Genomic DNA, 16,844 nt, shown 5'->3' on the forward strand with positions numbered 1-16,844 from the left:
CTCGCGAGGTCGTTTTTCCATGCTTATCAAGTTTAATGCAGCATCATCTGCGCGCCCTGCTGTGCCACCGTCACCAGCCAGAACGGCAGAATCGTACCCATCAAGAAGGTGCCGGCCAGCGCGATATAGAGCTCCAGCCAGGTTGTCCAGGCAACAACCGGCTTGCTTTCGATAGTCTTTACCAGTGGAGACGACTTCGCGCGGCTGGTGGATGCCGGTTTGACGGCGACGGCAGTAGCCGCGCCGCCTGGAGCAGCGTTGCTCAATCTTGATGAGACCCGTCTTCCTGTAGGGACAGCGCCTGGTGCCTGTCCTTGCGCCTGTCCTGGCGTTGGCGCAGTTTCCCTCTCCATGAACATGGACGCAATTACGCGCAGGTAGTAGTACATGCCGAGTACGCTGGCAACGACGCCGATAATCAGCAATTCCGGGTGGCCGCCTACAAGCGCGGCGTAGAAGATATAATATTTGGCGGCGAAACCGGCCATGGGCGGAAAACCGGCCAGGGCTATCATGAATAAGGCCAGCAATCCGGCCAGTACCGGCTGGCGATACCACAGCCCGCGTATCTCGCTCAGTGCGTTGCCGCTATTATCGGGCTTCTCCAACACCGAGACGACGCCAAAAGCGCCCAGGTTCAGGAATGTATAGCAGAGCAGGTAGAAGAGGATGGCAGACAGGCCAATTGTTCCGCCCACTACGACGCCAATCAAGAGATAGCCGGCGTGCGCGATGCTGGAATAGGCCAGCAGGCGCTTGACGTTGTTCTGTGCCAGCGCCAGCACGTTGCCGCCCACGATGGTCAGGATGGCGATGGCCCAGATTACCGGTTCCCAGGTTGTTTTCACCGGTGACAGCGCGACATCGAAGACGCGCGCAAAAGCGATCAGCGCCGCGGCCTTGGTGCCGACGGACATAAAAGCAGTGACGGGAGCCGGAGCGCCATCATAGACATCGGGCGTCCAGGCCTGAAATGGCACCGCCGACACCTTGAAAGCGAAACCGACGATGAGTAGTCCCATCCCGATCAACAGCAATGTCGTATTCGAAGGATGCGCCGAGAGATAATTCCGAATGCCGGCGAACGAGGTATTGCCCGTCGCACCATAGGTCATGGCAATGCCGTAGAGCAAGAAGGCCGAGGCGAATGAGCTGAGCAGGAAATACTTCATGCCGGCTTCCTGCGATGTAATGCGACGCGCGACGAAGCCACAGAGAATGTAGAGGGCCAGCGAGAGCATTTCGATGCCCAGGAAGATGGTCAGGAAACTGGTGGCCGCCGCCATAATCATCATGCCGAGGGCGGCCAGGAGCATCAGGGCATAATATTCTCCCTGGTGGGGAATATTCAGGCGACTCAGATAACCGGGAGATAGGAGAACGCCCAGGAAACCGGCGCTGAGGATGATGATATAGGCATACAGCGTTCCCTCGTCAGAGCCGATCATCGAATTGAAAGCAGTCTGATGATCTCCTACGAAGAACAGGACGATGGTGGCTGCAAAAGCCCCCAGTATGCCCAACAAACTCAAGACCGGCAGCGGCAGGAAGCTAAAAGGCAAGGCATTCGAGGGAGCTTCCATGCTATCCACGGGAAGCGCTCCTGATTTGCTTTGCTGCTTTTGCGCCGGTCGTGTCAGAAGTAAATCCGCCAGCAAAACCAGCAATGCGGTGCCTGCCAGAACTATCAGGGGGATGATGCGCCCCCAATCGGCAGCAGAGACGATAAATGTGAACGACATAGAAAAATCCTTCTCCTTGCATCCTGCCCGAGTGCGATAGCACTAACCGCGAACGAGCGGCGTTGGCAGGATGGATAGGTGCCGAGTTAATGTATCAAAGCACTTCCAATATTCTGCAAGGTATTGACGACAGACGGTTCCATCAGGTTCGTAAGCGGGTTGGGTTGAAAGCCGATATAAAAGATCAGCGCCAGCAGTGGCAGAAGGGTCATGAACTCGCCAACGTTGATGTCGCTGAGCGTACCCTTGCGTAGCAGCGCGCCTACCGCACCCTCTTTCTGTAGCGGGCCTTCCATGATGCCGAGAACGAAGCGAATCATGTACCAGGCCGCGGGCACAATCACAGCGGTACCCAGCACGCCATATATAGCATGCGCGCGGAACACGCCGATCAACGCCAGAAACTCGCCGGCAAAACTATTGAGTCCGGGCAGGCCAAGCGATGAGAGCGCGGCTATCATCATCACGGTTGCCAGCAAGGGAATGCGCAGCGCAAGCCCGCCAAAGTCGCTCAGCTTGCGCGTACCGGCGCGGGCCTCGATAAAGCCGGCGATCAGGAAGAGCGCGGTGATCGTGATGCCGTGATTGACCATCTGTAGCACCGAGCCTTCGACTCCCTGCACATTGAACGCGAAGATGCCCAGCATGATGATGCCCAGGTGGCTGATGCTCGAATAGGCGAGCAGGCGTTTGATATCGATCTGTACCAGGGCCATCAACGCGCAATACAGGATGCCGATGACCGCCAGGATATTGATGAGCGGCGCGAAGTAATGCACAGCGTTGGGAAAGAGCGGCAGGCAAAAGCGCAGGAAACCATATGCTCCGGTCTTCGACATGGCGCCGGCCAGCATTGCCGTCACCGGCGCGGGCGCTTCGCTATAGGCATCGGGCAGCCAGCTATGGAACGGCACAAGCGGCACTTTTACGGCGAACGCGGCGGCAAAGGCCAGGAACAACCAGGTCTGCACGCCCGGACTAACAGTACCATTCAGCAGGGTCGCCAGGTCGAGCGTATAGCTGCCGCCTGCCGCCTGCTGGTGATAATAGCCGAGGGCAATAATGCCGGCCAGCATCAGCAGGCTGCCAACCGAGGTATAGAGTACAAACTTGATGGCGGCATAAATGCGTCGCTCGCCGCCCCAACTACCGATCAGGAAATAGGCCGGGATCAGCATTACTTCCCAGAAAATATAGAACAGGAAGAGGTTAGTCGAGAGAAAAACGCCCAGGATGCCACATTCCAGCAGCAGCATGAAGGCCATATAGTTCTTGACCTTCTGCTCGATGCGGAACGACGCGCCGATACATACCACCGTCAGCAGTGAGGTGAGCGCGACCAGCAGCAGGCTGATGCCGTCAACTCCCAGGCTATAGTTAATGCCGATGCCCGAAATCCAGGTGAATTGCTCGTTGAAAAGGAATGTGCTGCTGGGAGCTGAACCGATAATGGTTGAACTGACGGTCAGATTGGCCTGCGAATAGGCCAGCATCAGGCCCAGGACAAGCATGAGGTCGGCCCAGGCAAAACCCAGGGCCGTCCAGCGCATCGCGTTTTCTCGTCCCCTCGGAAAGAACAGCACGACTATGCCCCCCAGTAAGGGCAGGAATGTGATCAGAGATAATAATGGAAACATTGCCCTACCCTCTCACCGCGTAATAAAGAATAATCAGTACAACGCCCAACAGGATAGCCAGGGCGTAGTTGCGCATGTAGCCGGTTTGCAGGCGGCGCAGCAAGGCGCTCGTCCCTCCCAGTATCCAGGCTACACCGCGGCTTCCGCCATCGAGCAGATCGCCCTCCAGCAAATTCGATGCCGTGCGGCCTATCCATTGTACCGGTTGAATCACGAGCAAGATGAGCAATTCATCCACGTAGTACTTATGAAATACCAGCTGGTAGACCAGGTTCCTGTTCTCTTTATATTGGAAGCCGCGCCTGTACAATGCCCAGGCTCCCAGGATGCCGAGTACTGCCACGATGATACTTATACCCGTCGAGACCCATTGCAGGCCCAGCGATGCAGCCGCCACACGTGCTGGAACGCTCGTCCACTGTGAATTGGTGAAAACGGGATCGAGGAACGCGAAGATTGGCTGCCAGCGCGGAAGACCGATAATCGCGAACGATCCAATCACCCCTCCAATCGCGGAGAGGACAGCCAGAATAATCATCGGCACAGTCATCACAGAGGGTGCCTCGTGAATATCGTATACGTTCCTGATGCGCGGGCCGTGATCCGGCTCCTCCTCGTCCTCATGAGCATATTCCGTGGAAGTCAGGCCCCGGTAAGAGCCTGCGAAGATGCCGAACACCAGCCGGAACATGTAGAAAGCGGTCAGCCCTGCCGTCAGGATACCCAGAATCCAGAGGATGTAGTACAGCGCGCCCCCGCCGCTGCTGGCCTGTGCCAGTACAGACCCCAGGATATCATCCTTGCTCCAGAAACCTGCCAGCGGCGGAATACTGCTGATTGCCAGGGCAGCGATCAAAAACGTCCAGAACGAGATTTTTAGCCGGTAGCGCAGTCCGCCCATTTTACGCATATCCTGTTCGCCGTGTAGCGCGTGAATAACCGCGCCCGCGGCCAGGAAGAGCAGCGCCTTAAAGAAGGCATGCGTGACGAGATGAAAGATACCGGCGCTGTAGTTCTGCACGCCCTCGCCTAAAAACATGTAACCAAGCTGGCTGATGGTCGAATACGCCAACACGCGCTTGATGTCGAGCTGGAAGAGAGCGATGGTCGCGGCATAGAGAGCGGTAACGGCTCCGATGATGGCAACAACCTTCAGCGCTGTAGGCGAAACCGTGAACAGTGGATTGGCGCGGGCTACCAGGTAGACACCGGCTGTTACCATTGTCGCGGCATGGATCAGCGCGCTGACGGGCGTGGGGCCTTCCATGGCGTCGGGCAGCCACATATAGAGGGGTAACTGCGCCGATTTCGCTGTACAGGCCAGGAACAGCAGCAGGCAAATGACGGTGATGGTTAACGTGGTCACCCCTCCGCTCGTTACCTGATTGAAGACGCCAATGCCGTTATTATTCGAATAGAAGCTGAGCGTGCCGAAATGCTTGAAGATGATGAAGATGGCGATCATCAAACCGAAGTCGCCGATGATATTGATGACCAGGGCTTTGCGGGCCGCATCGACAGCTGAGCGGCGCGTAAACCAGAAGCCGATCAACAGGAACGAGGCCAGGCCGACCAGTCCCCAACCAACCAGCAGGAAGAGGAAGTTATCGGCGCTGACCAGCAGCACCATGGCGAAAATAAAGAAGTTCAGGTAACAGAAGAAACGCCAGAACCCTGGATCGTCTTCCATGTATCCTGCTGAGTAGATATGAATGAGAAAGCCTACGCCCGTAACCACCATCAACATGGTTGCAGAGAGCGGATCGAAGAGCAGCCCGAAGCTGATGACCAGCGGTGATGCGCCGGTTGTTGTGCCCGAGGAAACCCAGGTGTAGAGTAGTTGATCGCTGAAGCGCGCGGTAACAGGCGAAGTGGCCAGCATCGAGAAGAAGCTGATGGCCGCGAACAAAAAGGCCAGCCCGCACGCTCCCAGCCCCACCGTCAGTATCGCGGAGCGCGTCATTGCCCGACCGGCCAGACCCAGGATAATGAATCCGAGCAGGGGCAAGAGCAGCACGTATGGTGTCAGATTCGTCATAATTGGTTAGCCTCGCAATGCATTCATGTCGTCGACATCGATATCGCGGCGCGTGCGGAAGATGGAAACGATGATGGCCAGACCTACCACTACCTCTGCCGCGGCAACGGTCAACACGAGAAAAACAAACATCTGCCCATCCACCGAGTTTAGAAAATGCGAGAAGGCCATAAACGAGAGATTGACGGCATTCAACATCAATTCAATCGACATAAAGATAACCAGTGGATTGCGCCGCACAAGCACTCCCACCACCCCCACCGTAAAAATGATGGCGCTTACTATTAAATATCCCGATAGTTGCATAATTTCCTCCAGCTATGACCTGCGCCCAAATACCATCGCGCCCAGGATTGCCACGACGATCAACAGGCTCGTCACCTCAAAAGGAAAGGCGAAACCATGGAACAGCGCGAGGCCGAACGCCTGAATGTCGCCCTGCGTCGTTACCTCATGCGCGAGACTGTTCGCTCCGGTAGCGATGGCGCTGTTATTGATGGTCGCCGTATAGAAAATCAGGTAGCTCAAGGAGCCGACAAGAACAATACCCAGCGCGGCAGCTACTCCCCGCTGCCAGGGAATGCGGTCGGGCGGCTCGTTATCCGGGGCTTCCGAGGCCAGCATGGTGACGACAAAGAGGAATAAGACCATGATCGCGCCGGCATAGATCAGGATTTGCACAATGGCAATGAACAACGAGTTCAGTTGCAGGTAGAACAGCGCCAGGAAGAGCAGCGTCAGGATCAGGCTCAGGGCGCTGTGTACGGCATTGCGAAACGCGATCACCCCGATGGCGGAAGCAACGCTGGCGATTGCCAGCAAAAAGAAGGTAACGACTGTTGGCGTGACGTTCATACCTTTTCCCAGTCCTTTCCCCGCTGCAACTTCCGGCGATCCTCGTCCTGTTCTTCGTCCGTTAGCAACACGGGTTCCTGGGTGGGAATAGTGCCCAGGCCGACGGCGGCGGCGCTGGCCTGCGAGCCATCAAACACATGCGTTTCCTGTGGAATCGGTTGTGGGGCCTCGGGCGGGGGCGGCTCGAACCAGACGGCAGCTGAACCGACCGTTGCCTGTCCCTCGGGCTCAAGCAGTTGTTCCTTGTGATAAACCATATCTTCTGGATAGTACGAAGCCAGTTTATAGATGCGCTCCAGCGTAATGGCCCCGGTTGGGCAGGCCGCTTCACAATAGCCACAGAAGATGCAGCGCAGCAGGTTTACGTCGAAGACCTTCGCGTATCGTTCGCCTGGAGAGACGCGATTCTCCTCGGTATTCTCCTCGGCCTCGATATAGATGGCGTCGGCGGGACAGGCGCCCGCGCACAGGTAGCAGCCGACGCAACGTTCCAGCCCATTCTCATAGCGGTGCAGCACGTGCCGCCCGCGAAAACGCGCCGGCAACTCGCGCTCCTGCTCCGGATAGGAGACCGTCGTCGGCTTCTTGCCCATATTTCTCAGGGTGGTTGCCATACCCTTGATGATGTCGAATGACATGGTGTGAACTCCTTATGGTTCCTGAGATTGTTGCTCAGATTCTATTTCTTTTTTCAAGTTGTCTAGTAGCAATATTTTTATGTCCGGCAAAGATTGAAAGTGGACATCATTCGTTAGAAAATAGGAAGCCCCACCAAGAATGGCAGTAGCTAGTTGAATAGAGTCAGGTGTCCGAATTTTATAAAGTGCTCGTAGGCGCGATGCCTCTTCTGCGATTTCTCGATTGATAATGTTAGTAGATAAACCTTCTGTATCGAAAAGAAGTGTTCGATACTCTTGAGCGAGCTCTATGTCACCATTTCGGATCGGATGAACGAGTACTTCAAGCAAAGTAATAACGGATGTTACAACCTCAAATTCGCCGTGCTCTATTGCTCTGAAGAAAGGCTCAACAACCTTTAAGTAAGTAGGATGTTCTTCGATATAATATATCAACGGCATCGTATCAAAACCCACTACACTTCCACGTAGTGAGTCTATCGTTCCCATGAGTTCCGTTCCTCCTCTATGTATCTTTCCACATCGATTTTCCGCCATACCTCTTTACCCAACCCCTTGAACTCCGTGATGCGATGCTTAGGTCGCGGTGCATTCTGTTGACGAACAAGTGCAGCCAACTCCTCCAACAGCCGGAGTTGCTCATCTGGCGTGAGGTTTCGCGCATAATTTAATGCTTCTTGATAGGTGTGAGTTGACATAGCCTTCTCCTTGCAACTTCTGTTACCGATACCACTCAAATCATATCAGAGTCATCACCACTTGTCACATTACTAACGATGCAAGATTTACATATGCTACCGGACGATTACCAGGATTTGCGTTCTTCCTCGATAAATTTCTGCACATCAATACCTTGCCATGCTTCTACTCCTGAACAGTTAATTGTAAGGCTCTTCTCGCTATATGGGAATTGATCTACGCCTTCGCCTCCTGCGCCACCTCCTCCGGTGCCGGGGTACTCGTTTCCTTCGCAACCCTGTCAAATTTCACCAGGCGCACCGACGCGGGCAGGGCTTTCTCGACAGCGGCAAGCTCTGCCTGGCGGCGCAGCACCTGCTGGCGCTCATAGAGCAGGACGGCGGCGATGACGACCAGGCCGGCCAAGCCGTTTACCCACCACGGCCAGCCAAAAGCGACGACGATTGCCGTTAGCACGATGTTGAGTACCGCCAGGGGCAGCAAGGTCGTCCAGCCCAGGCGCATCAGGCGGTCGTAGCGGATACGTGGCAGCGTGGCGCGTATCCACATGAACAGGAACAGGAAAATGGCTACCTTAATCAAAAAGAAGACGATGGTCAGCCCTGGAATGTTGTTTCCCAGGCCGAAGAGACTCCAGCCGCCGAAGAAAACCGTGGCAGCCACGGCGCTAACAGTTATCATATTGATGTACTCGGCCATCTGGTACAGGCTCCAGCGCAGGCCGCTGTACTCGGTCAGGTAACCGGCGGTCAACTCCTGCTCGGCTTCCGGCAGGTCGAACGGCGCGCGGTTCACCTCGGCTATGGCGGCAATCAGGTAGATGACGAAGCCCAGCGGCTGCGCGAAGACGAACCAGATACCCTGGTCCAGCTGCGCGTGTACAATATTTACCACGCTGAGCGTGCCGGCCCACATCAATGCGCCGCTGAGCGCCAGTCCCAGGCTCGTCTCGTAAGAAACCATCTGGGCAGCGCTGCGCAGCGAACCGAGCAGCGAATAGCGGTTGCCGGATGACCAGCCACCGAGCACGATACCATAAACGGCCAGCGAGGACATCGAGAGAATCCAGAGCAGGCCGACGTTGATATCGCCAATCCACGGGTCCCAGACGCTCGGCTTGCCGTTGATCCAGTTGTTGCCGATGGGTATGACGGCAAATGCGCTCAGCGCGACGATCACTGAAATGATGGGCGCGATCAGGTAGATGAGCTTTTTCGCCTGCGATGGCACGATCTGTTCTTTGAAAGCCATTTTAATGCCGTCGGCCACGGGTTGGAACATGCCGAGCGGGCCGGCGCGATTCGGTCCCAGCCGGCCCTGAATCTTCGCCACCACGCGTCGCTCAATCAGCGTCAAATACGCGAAAGCGGTCAGCAGGGCGAAGATCACAATGGCGCTTTTAATGACGGCAGCGGTATAGGGATTATTCAGAAAATCAAGAAACATGCGCCACCTCCTGCTCGCTTGTCCGCACGCCATGTGGGCGCAGGCCTTCCCACGTCAGGCCGGCGTAGAACGGGTTCGTGCTCGCGATCTCAAGCAGTATTTCCTGCGGGCTGCTATAGTTCCATTTGTGACCAAGGTGATTGGCCAGCGCGGTCAGGATTTCCCAATCGGCTTTCGCGCCCGGCAGTGGTCGCAGGGAATGCCAGATAGCCTGCACGTGGTGATCGACATTGGTCATACTGCCATCTTTTTCGGCGAACGTGACGGCGGGCAGCACGACATCGGCCTGCTGAGCCGTCTCTGTCAGCAGAATATCCTGCACGATCAACAATTCCAGGTCAGGCGGAAATTGTCCCACGTGCCGCATGGGATTGGCTCCCATGACATACAATGCCTTGATATCGGGGCTACTCAGCATCTCGTTGTACGACAAACCGCGCTCTTGAGCAGGTTGATAGCCGGGAAGCGCATCGGGCAGCAGTCCCATATCGCGCGCGCCAAGCGAGTTCGCGTCCTCGAAGAGCGGCCCGACACCGGCTCCGGGGCGATCAATGTTTCCGGTGACGACGGCCACCATTTGCAGGTCTGCCGCCAGGTCCTGGCAGCCGGGCGCCAATGTTGCCATTTCGTCATAGAGAATGATTGCGCCTTTGGCCAGCGCGATCTCGTGCGCGAGATGTTGCAAGTGCGTTGTCGTCTCAAGCCCGAAGGATGTTTCCGCCGCCTGTATGTTGGCGTCTTCACTGTGCAAGCGGGCGCGCAGGTCTTCATGTTGATGCGGGTTGTCGATCTCGTTGTTCAAGACGTATTTCAGTAGCATCTTCGCGGCCATGCCGGCTCCATGCTGCGGAATCGCGACCTTGCTTGCCGCGAAGCGATCCAGTTCCGTCTCATCCTCGTTGACGATGTAGATTTTTGCCCCGGCCTTCATTGCCTTCTTGATGCGCAGGTTGAGAATGGGCTGGCGCTGGTAGGGATCGGAAGCCACCAGCACGATATGCGAGGCCTTCTCGATCTCGGCGATACTGTTGGTCATCATCCACGGCTTGCCCGTCAATGGATCGCGCGGGCCGGGAAATTGGCCGTGATGGTGATCGACGTGAGGCGTGCCGATAACCTGGCGCAGCAACTTCTGGAAGAGGTAGGCCTCTTCGTTGGTGGTACGCGTTGAGCCAATTCCGGCAACGGCCTTCGCGCCATGGTTCTTGATGATTCCCTGAAGGCGTGAAGCAATGAAAAAGAACGCCTCGTCCCAGCTTGCCGGTTCCAGCTTGCCGCCGCGACGAATGAGCGGCGTGCGCAGTCGCTGCGGACTGTTGACGAACTCGAAGCCCCAGCGCCCGCGGTCGCACAGCCAGCCATCGTCTATCTCGTCGTTGGTGCGCGACATCAGACGCATCACCTTGTCCACGCGCACATCGATGCGCACGTTGCAGCCGACGCTGCAGTTGTTGCACACGCTCGGCGTATGTTTCAATTCCCAGGGTCGTGCCTTGAAACGGTAAGCTGACGCGGTGAGCGCACCCACCGGACACATCTCGACTGTGTTGCCCGAAAAGATGGAGTCAAACGCGTGATCGGGCGCCGTTCCCACTTCCATTTTGTAGCCACGCGAGATCATTACCAGACCGTTATCCATCGAAATTTCCGAACTGAAGCGCGTGCAACGCTGGCACAGGATGCAGCGCTCGCGATCAAGCATGACGCGGTCGCTCACCGGCACCGGCTTCGGATAGTGACGCTTATAGAGGTCGAAGCGCGTGCCGCCGGGACCGTAGCGCAGCGTGAAGTCTTGCAGATCGCACTCGCCGCCCTTATCGCAGATGGGGCAATCGAGCGGGTGGTTGATGAGCAGAAACTCCAGCGTTCCCCGGCGCGCCTTCAGCACCTTGTCGGTTTTGGTATGCACGATCATGCCCTCGCTGACCGGCGTGGTACAGGCGGTTTGCGGCGGCTTGGGCATCTTTTCGATTTCGACGAAGCACATGCGGCAGGCGCCCAGCGGCGGCATCTTCGGATGATAACAATAAATGGGAATCTCTATACCGGCCTGCTTTGCCGCCGCCCAGACAAGCGTTCCTGGTGGAACCGCGACAGGAATATCGTCGATAGTGAGATGTATTAGTTCGTCTTGTTTCTCTTCTGCCATAGCTTTTTTACCGTATTCTCAGGATCGGGCCAGGATTCTTCGCTGCGCTCAGAATGACAAGCCCGTATTTCTCAGGTATGGGCCAGGATTCTTCGCTGCGCTCAGAATGACAAGTTCCAGGGCTTGTCATTCTGAGCGCAGCGAAGAATCTGCACTCTACCGGTCGCCCTCCAATTGTTTATCTAGCTCCTGCCTGCAGGGATTGGGCCTCTACCTCCGGTTCCACATCGAACTGGCGGCTGCCAACCATGCAACGTTTATGCGTGATGTGATGCTCATACTCCTCACGGAAGAGCTTGATGCTGCTCGTAATGGAACTGGTGGCCGCGTCGCCCAGGGGGCAGAACGACTTGCCGCTGATGTTATCGCAGATATCCAGCAGCAGGTCGATATCGCGCTCCCTACCGTCGCCATGCTCGATGCGATGCAGGATTTCGGTCAGCCAGTAGGTTCCCTCGCGACAGGGGGTGCATTTACCGCAGGATTCGTCGCGGTAGAATTCCGTCATGCGCAACACGGCGTCTACGATGCAGGTATCCTCGTTCATGACGATCACGCCGCCTGAGCCGAGCATCGAACCGGCGGCGGCAATGGCCTCAAAGTCGAGCGGCGTGTCGATCTTGTCCGCGCCCAATATGAATGTGGACGAGCCGCCCGGAATGATGGCCTTGAGCTGCTTATCGTCAAGGATGCCGCCGCCATATTGCTCGTCGTAAATCAGCGTGCGCAAGGGCGTTCCCAGCGGCAATTCATAGTTGCCGGGCTTTTTCACGTGCCCGCTGAGACAGAAGACGCGCGTGCCCTTGCTTTTCTCGGTGCCGAACGAGGCATACCAGTCGGCCCCGTTTTTGATGATGGCGGGGATGGTCGAAAGCGTCTCGGCGTTATTGATGACCGTCGGGCCACCATACAGGCCAATGGCGGCAGGGAACGGCGGCTTCAGGCGTGGATAGCCGCGGCGGCCCTCCAGCGACTCCATCAACGCGCTCTCCTCGCCACAGATGTAGGCGCCGGCTCCGCGATGCACGATCACATCCAGGTTGTAGCCGCTGCCCAGGATATCCTTGCCGATATAACCGGCGGCGTAGGCTTCCGCGACGGCGCGTTCAACCTGGTCCCCGGCCAGCTCCAGTTCGCCTCTCACATAAATAAAGGCGACCGAAACGCGACAGGCATAGCTCGTAATAATAACGCCCTCTACTAACTGGTGCGGATTTTTCTCCATCAGCATGCGGTCTTTGAAGGTGCCCGGCTCGCTCTCATCGGCATTACAGCACAGATAGCGCGTCTTGTCATTTTTCGCCAGGAAGCTCCACTTCATGCCTGTTGGGAAGCCTGCTCCGCCACGCCCGCGCAGTCCCGATTTTTTGACCATTTCGACCAGGTCATCGGGCTGGGATTGCAGCGCTTTCGCAAGCGCCTCGTAGCCCCCATGCTGGCGGTATCCTTCCAGTGTATCCAGTCCTGGCGCATCGATATCTTTTGTAACAATAAGTTCTGGCATAGATATATTCCTTATTATATAAGAAGCACGCTCTGGTCGTGCCATTCGAATTGTCGATCTTGCTTGTGCAAGCCATTACCGGCCTCCCGCGTTACTCCTCTTTAATGGCTCAATGAACTGCGATCCCGCGGTTGCTTTCAATTCACGATCCAACTCTTCTAGCAGGATATCGGCCTGCTCCGGCGTCACATTTTCGACGAACTGGCCATTCACCTGAAGTACTGGAGCCGTGCCACACGAGGCGAGGCATTCCGTCGTCATCAGGGTATAGTTGCCGTCGGCGGTCGTCTCGCCGCGTTTGATGCCCAGACGCTGCTCCAGGTGCTCGACCAGCTTATCACAGCCGCGCAGGTAGCACGAAATGCTGGTGCAGACCTTAATTACTCTTTTGCCGGGCGGCCGCTGGTAGTACATGGTATAAAAGGTGGCCACGCTCTCAACATCGTCAACCGTCATGCCGATTGCCTCCGCGACGGCCTGCAATGCCTCCTGCGTAATATATCCTTCTTCTTGTTGCGCGATATAAAGCGCGGGCATGACCGCCGAACGCGCCACGGGATAACGCGACGCCAGGTCACGCATGCGCTGTTTCGCCTGTTCTGAAATCATCTATCTACCTCGCCTAACACGATATCAATGCTGCCAATCGCGGCCACCACATCGGAGAGCAGGCAGCCCTCAATCATCGTCGGTAGCGCTTCGAGATTGGCGAACGACGGTGCGCGCACGTGCATGCGATATGGTTTGGCGGTTCCGTCGCTCACAATGTAGAAGCCAAGCTCACCCTTAGGCGATTCGGTGCGTACAAATGCCTCGCCTTTGGGCGGTCGATAGCCCTCGGTATAGAGCTTGAAATGATGGATCAGCGCCTCCATACTGCCCGTAATCTGCCACTTGGGTGGTGGCGCGATCTTGGTATTCTGCACGCGGAATGGGCCAGCCGGAATGCCTCGCTCCATGACCTGGTTCACAATCCTCAAGCTCTGCTCCATTTCGAGCATCCGCACCAGGTAGCGGTCATAGACATCGCCGTTGCTTCCGACCGGGATATCGAAATCGAATTGATCGTAGCCACTATAAGGAAAGGCCTTGCGCGTATCCCATACAATGCCGCTGCCACGCAGTACCGGGCCGCTGGCGCCATAGGCAATGGCATCCTCCGGTTTGAGTACGGCCACGCCCCGCGTGCGTTCGATCCACAACTGGTTATTGGTTAGCAGATCATGATATTCGCGCAAGCGGTCGGGAAAGATGCTGGTAAACGCGCGCACCTTCTTCTCAAAGGTAGACGTCAATTCGGCCTGCAAACCGCCGGGACAGATGTAGCTGGTCATCATGCGCACGCCGGACAGGTCTTCAAAGACATCCAGAATCATCTCGCGCTCGCGGAAGCAGTAGAGGAAAACGCTCTGCGCGCCAAGGTCGAGCGCGGACGTGCCCAGCCAGACCAGGTGACTGGCAATGCGCTGCAATTCGGCCAGCAGCACGCGCGTGTAGCGAATTTTGTCGTTGATCTCGTCTTCGATGCCCAATAGCTTCTCGACGGCCAGCGAATAGCCCAGGTTGTTGCAGAGCGGCGCGAGATAATCCATGCGGTCGGTCAGCACCAGGGCCTGGTGGTAGGTTTTGCCCTCGGCAGTCTTCTCAATGCCGGTGTGCAGGAAGCCGATATCCGGTACAGCCTTGACCACCGTCTCGCCCTCAATAGTCAGGATCAAGCGCAGCACACCGTGCGTGCTGGGATGCTGCGGCCCCATATTGATGGTCATCGTATCGCTGCGCTGCCCATCTTCAAGCGCCTGGCCGCTATCGAGTGTATATTGTGTTTTCATGTCTTTTATTTGCATACGTCCTCGTCGATAGTGCTGTGGAGGGCGACCACAAGGGTCGTCCCTACTTCTCGGTTCCAGGCTCCTGGGTGTGGCTGAACCTGCTGCGGCTCTCGTTGAGTTCCCGGCTGAACGGCGTGCGCAGGGTCTGACTGCCGACGCCGGGATCAACATCGTAAGGAATTTGGCCACCCCAGTGTGGTTCGGGAAGATCAAAGCCGGAAAGCGGATAATCTTTGCGCAGCGGGTGCGTCGTCCAGTCCATTGGCATCAGAATGCGTCGCAGGTCGGGATGGCCCGTGAAGATGATGCCAAAGAGATCATAAACTTCGCGCTCGAACCAGTTCGCCGTCGGCCAGACTTCCGTCACGGTCGGTACGGATGGGTGATCCTCGTTTTTTCCGCCCACGCGCACTTTCAGGCGCAACTCGTTCTGGTCGCGCATCGAGAGCAGGTGGTAGACCACATCATAGCGCGGGATACGCTCCAACCAATCTACCGCTGTTATGTCCGAAAGATAGGTATAGTGCAAGTTTTTCTTCAGATACGTGCAGACTGCAACCAGCGATGCCGGTTGCAGTACAATCGTTTGCTCGCCACGGAAATCATTCGTTTCGACGACTGCCTGCGAGAACTTTTCCCGTATCGTTGCCACCGTCGATACTGCTGTTATAGCCATATTACATCTATTCCTTGCCCAAAAGTTGTTTTTGTACCCAGGGGCCGATAAATCGGACTTATAAATCGTCTCCGGTTGGCCCCACCAGCTTCAGACCACTGGCCTTCAGGGGATCGGGAGGATTGGGTATGCCTTCGCGGATCTTGCGCTGTAGTTCGTTGAAGCCGAAGAGCAGCATCTCGGGAGTTGGCGGGCAGCCGGGAATGAATACATCCACTGGTACAATCTTGTCTACGCCCTGCACGATGGCATAATTATTGAAGACGCCGCCACAGGACGCGCAGGCGCCCATCGCGATCACCCATTTAGGGTCTGGCATCTGATCGTAAATTTGCCTCAAAACGGGAGCCATTTTTATAGAGCAGCGTCCCGCGACGATCATCAAGTCGGACTGCCGCGGTGAGGCGCGGTAGACTTCGGCTCCGAAACGCGCGATATCGAAGCGGTCGGCGCTGGTCGCCATCATTTCGATAGCGCAGCAGGCCAGGCCAAACAGGGCCGGCCACAGCGATGCGCTGCGCCCCCACTCGATGAGCTTGCTGACCTGGGTCGTCAGAATGCCCGCTTCGCCATTTTTTACGTGCAATTCACGTCGCAGGCGGGGCGTCTGCGTATTGGAATAGGTCTGAACCGGCTCCCAGGGGTTTTTTACTCCCATGTGAACGCCCCCTTTCGCCAGACATACACATAGCCAATCATCAAGACCAGCAGGAAGAGCAGCAATTCGACCAGCCCGAACACCTTGAGCTGGCGCAGCAGGACGGCCAGCGGATAAAACGAGACGATTTCAATATCGAAAACAATAAAAAGCATACCCGTCAAGAGATACTTCACGGGAAAACGTCTTTTAGGCGCTTCAATCTCTTGAATGCCGCATTCATAAGGCGCGAGCTTCTCAGGTGTTGGTCTCTTAGGCCCGAGAATGCTGGTCAGAATCATGACCAGAGCACCGAAGAGGATAGCCAGCGCGACCAGAATTAAAATGGGGATAATTCCCATGGCCGGGATCCTTCACTTCTTTAATGTAATACTGTCAGGCACCGTACATAGCTGGTACCTATGTGTCAATTGTACACTACCTCATTCGTATGGTAGCATAGCAAGCTCGATGGTGTCAAATGAGAACGTGACTGCGGATTCTTCGCTGCGCTCAGAATGACAGGTCCCGGGCACACTCTGGTGTCTCCGGGACCTGTCATTCTGAGCGCAGCGAAGAATCCGCGGCAGGCAGGTATAAAATAAATTTTTAGTACTTTTGTAAAATTCCCAAAAAGCCTCTTGACATAGCGCAAACACAGTGGTAATATCTCACTTGCACTCAACAAACAACTGTTGAAGCGCGCCAGATGCGGAGGCATCGCATCAAAGCAGGTGTACCTGAACAACTGAAGAGTGGTAAGGAACAAAAAGCAACAGCATAATAACCTGTCAATTAGCGACAACTCGTTGATACAGCACTTGAGTCTCCGTGGAGAGATTCATATAGAACTGGATGGCGAGTTTGATCCTGGCTCAGGATAAACGCTGGCGGCGTGCCTAACACATGCAAGTCGAACGCGCTCAGCAATGAGCGAGTGGCGGACGGGTGAGTAACACGTGGGAACCTGCCCTGGGGTGAGGAATACCGG

16 protein-coding genes and 1 rRNA gene are annotated in these 16,844 nt (G+C 56.2%); 1 reads left to right on the top strand and 16 read right to left on the bottom strand.

Annotated elements, in window-relative coordinates; all coding sequences use genetic code 11:
• Nucleotides 1–32: 32 nt before the first annotated feature.
• From VFA09_09220 to ndhC, 16 genes are all read right to left on the bottom strand, one after another.
• Nucleotides 33–1,742, bottom strand: coding sequence for an NADH-quinone oxidoreductase subunit N (locus VFA09_09220; protein HZU67448.1), 1,710 nt, complete (start codon nt 1,740–1,742; stop codon nt 33–35).
• An 86-nt stretch (nt 1,743–1,828) separates the two neighbouring features.
• Nucleotides 1,829–3,379 carry an NADH-quinone oxidoreductase subunit M gene (locus VFA09_09225; protein HZU67449.1) on the bottom strand — a complete coding sequence of 517 codons (1,551 nt, stop codon included), beginning with the start codon at nt 3,377–3,379 and terminating at the stop codon, nt 1,829–1,831.
• Between the two features lie 4 nt (nt 3,380–3,383).
• The gene (gene nuoL / locus VFA09_09230; protein ID HZU67450.1) at nt 3,384–5,417 is read right to left on the bottom strand and encodes an NADH-quinone oxidoreductase subunit L; all 2,034 of its coding nucleotides are present in this window, start codon (nt 5,415–5,417) and stop codon (nt 3,384–3,386) included.
• A gap of 6 nt (nt 5,418–5,423) precedes the next feature.
• Nucleotides 5,424–5,723 (bottom strand): NADH-quinone oxidoreductase subunit NuoK, encoded by a 300-nt coding sequence (gene nuoK, locus VFA09_09235; protein ID HZU67451.1) that lies wholly within the window; start codon nt 5,721–5,723, stop codon nt 5,424–5,426.
• A 12-nt stretch (nt 5,724–5,735) separates the two neighbouring features.
• The gene (locus tag VFA09_09240) at nt 5,736–6,272 is read right to left on the bottom strand and encodes an NADH-quinone oxidoreductase subunit J (protein ID HZU67452.1); all 537 of its coding nucleotides are present in this window, start codon (nt 6,270–6,272) and stop codon (nt 5,736–5,738) included.
• A complete protein-coding gene (gene nuoI / locus VFA09_09245; protein ID HZU67453.1) occupies nt 6,269–6,910 on the bottom strand; it encodes an NADH-quinone oxidoreductase subunit NuoI in 642 nt (213 codons plus the stop codon). The genes VFA09_09240 and nuoI overlap by 4 nt, the downstream gene beginning before the upstream one ends.
• A 12-nt stretch (nt 6,911–6,922) precedes the next feature.
• A complete protein-coding gene (locus tag VFA09_09250; protein HZU67454.1) occupies nt 6,923–7,399 on the bottom strand; it encodes a PIN domain-containing protein in 477 nt (158 codons plus the stop codon).
• Nucleotides 7,387–7,608, bottom strand: coding sequence for a hypothetical protein (locus VFA09_09255; GenBank protein ID HZU67455.1), 222 nt, complete (start codon nt 7,606–7,608; stop codon nt 7,387–7,389). Before VFA09_09255 ends, VFA09_09250 begins: the two co-directional genes overlap by 13 nt.
• A gap of 217 nt (nt 7,609–7,825) precedes the next feature.
• Nucleotides 7,826–9,055 carry an NADH-quinone oxidoreductase subunit NuoH gene (gene nuoH, locus VFA09_09260; GenBank protein HZU67456.1) on the bottom strand — a complete coding sequence of 410 codons (1,230 nt, stop codon included), beginning with the start codon at nt 9,053–9,055 and terminating at the stop codon, nt 7,826–7,828.
• Complete coding sequence (gene nuoG / locus VFA09_09265) at nt 9,045–11,204, bottom strand: NADH-quinone oxidoreductase subunit NuoG (GenBank protein HZU67457.1); 2,160 nt, start codon at nt 11,202–11,204, stop codon at nt 9,045–9,047. The genes nuoH and nuoG overlap by 11 nt, the downstream gene beginning before the upstream one ends.
• A gap of 178 nt (nt 11,205–11,382) precedes the next feature.
• Nucleotides 11,383–12,708 carry an NADH-quinone oxidoreductase subunit NuoF gene (nuoF, locus tag VFA09_09270; protein ID HZU67458.1) on the bottom strand — a complete coding sequence of 442 codons (1,326 nt, stop codon included), beginning with the start codon at nt 12,706–12,708 and terminating at the stop codon, nt 11,383–11,385.
• 75 nt (nt 12,709–12,783) lie between these two features.
• Nucleotides 12,784–13,317 carry an NADH-quinone oxidoreductase subunit NuoE gene (nuoE, locus tag VFA09_09275; GenBank protein HZU67459.1) on the bottom strand — a complete coding sequence of 178 codons (534 nt, stop codon included), beginning with the start codon at nt 13,315–13,317 and terminating at the stop codon, nt 12,784–12,786.
• Entirely contained in the window at nt 13,314–14,540 is a 1,227-nt protein-coding gene (gene nuoD / locus VFA09_09280; GenBank protein HZU67460.1) for an NADH dehydrogenase (quinone) subunit D, read from the bottom strand. Before nuoD ends, nuoE begins: the two co-directional genes overlap by 4 nt.
• Nucleotides 14,541–14,601: 61 nt before the next feature.
• The gene (locus VFA09_09285; GenBank protein ID HZU67461.1) at nt 14,602–15,216 is read right to left on the bottom strand and encodes an NADH-quinone oxidoreductase subunit C; all 615 of its coding nucleotides are present in this window, start codon (nt 15,214–15,216) and stop codon (nt 14,602–14,604) included.
• Nucleotides 15,217–15,274: 58 nt separating this feature from the next.
• Nucleotides 15,275–15,874 (bottom strand): NADH-quinone oxidoreductase subunit B family protein, encoded by a 600-nt coding sequence (locus VFA09_09290; GenBank protein ID HZU67462.1) that lies wholly within the window; start codon nt 15,872–15,874, stop codon nt 15,275–15,277.
• Nucleotides 15,865–16,215 carry an NADH-quinone oxidoreductase subunit A gene (gene ndhC / locus VFA09_09295; GenBank protein HZU67463.1) on the bottom strand — a complete coding sequence of 117 codons (351 nt, stop codon included), beginning with the start codon at nt 16,213–16,215 and terminating at the stop codon, nt 15,865–15,867. Before ndhC ends, VFA09_09290 begins: the two co-directional genes overlap by 10 nt.
• Before the next feature lie 490 nt (nt 16,216–16,705).
• Between ndhC and VFA09_09300 the strand changes: the two genes are divergently transcribed.
• Nucleotides 16,706–16,844, top strand: a 16S ribosomal RNA gene (locus tag VFA09_09300); the annotation flags it as partial.

Source organism: Ktedonobacteraceae bacterium, from assembly GCA_035653615.1.
Lineage (GTDB): Bacteria > Chloroflexota > Ktedonobacteria > Ktedonobacterales > Ktedonobacteraceae > DASRBN01.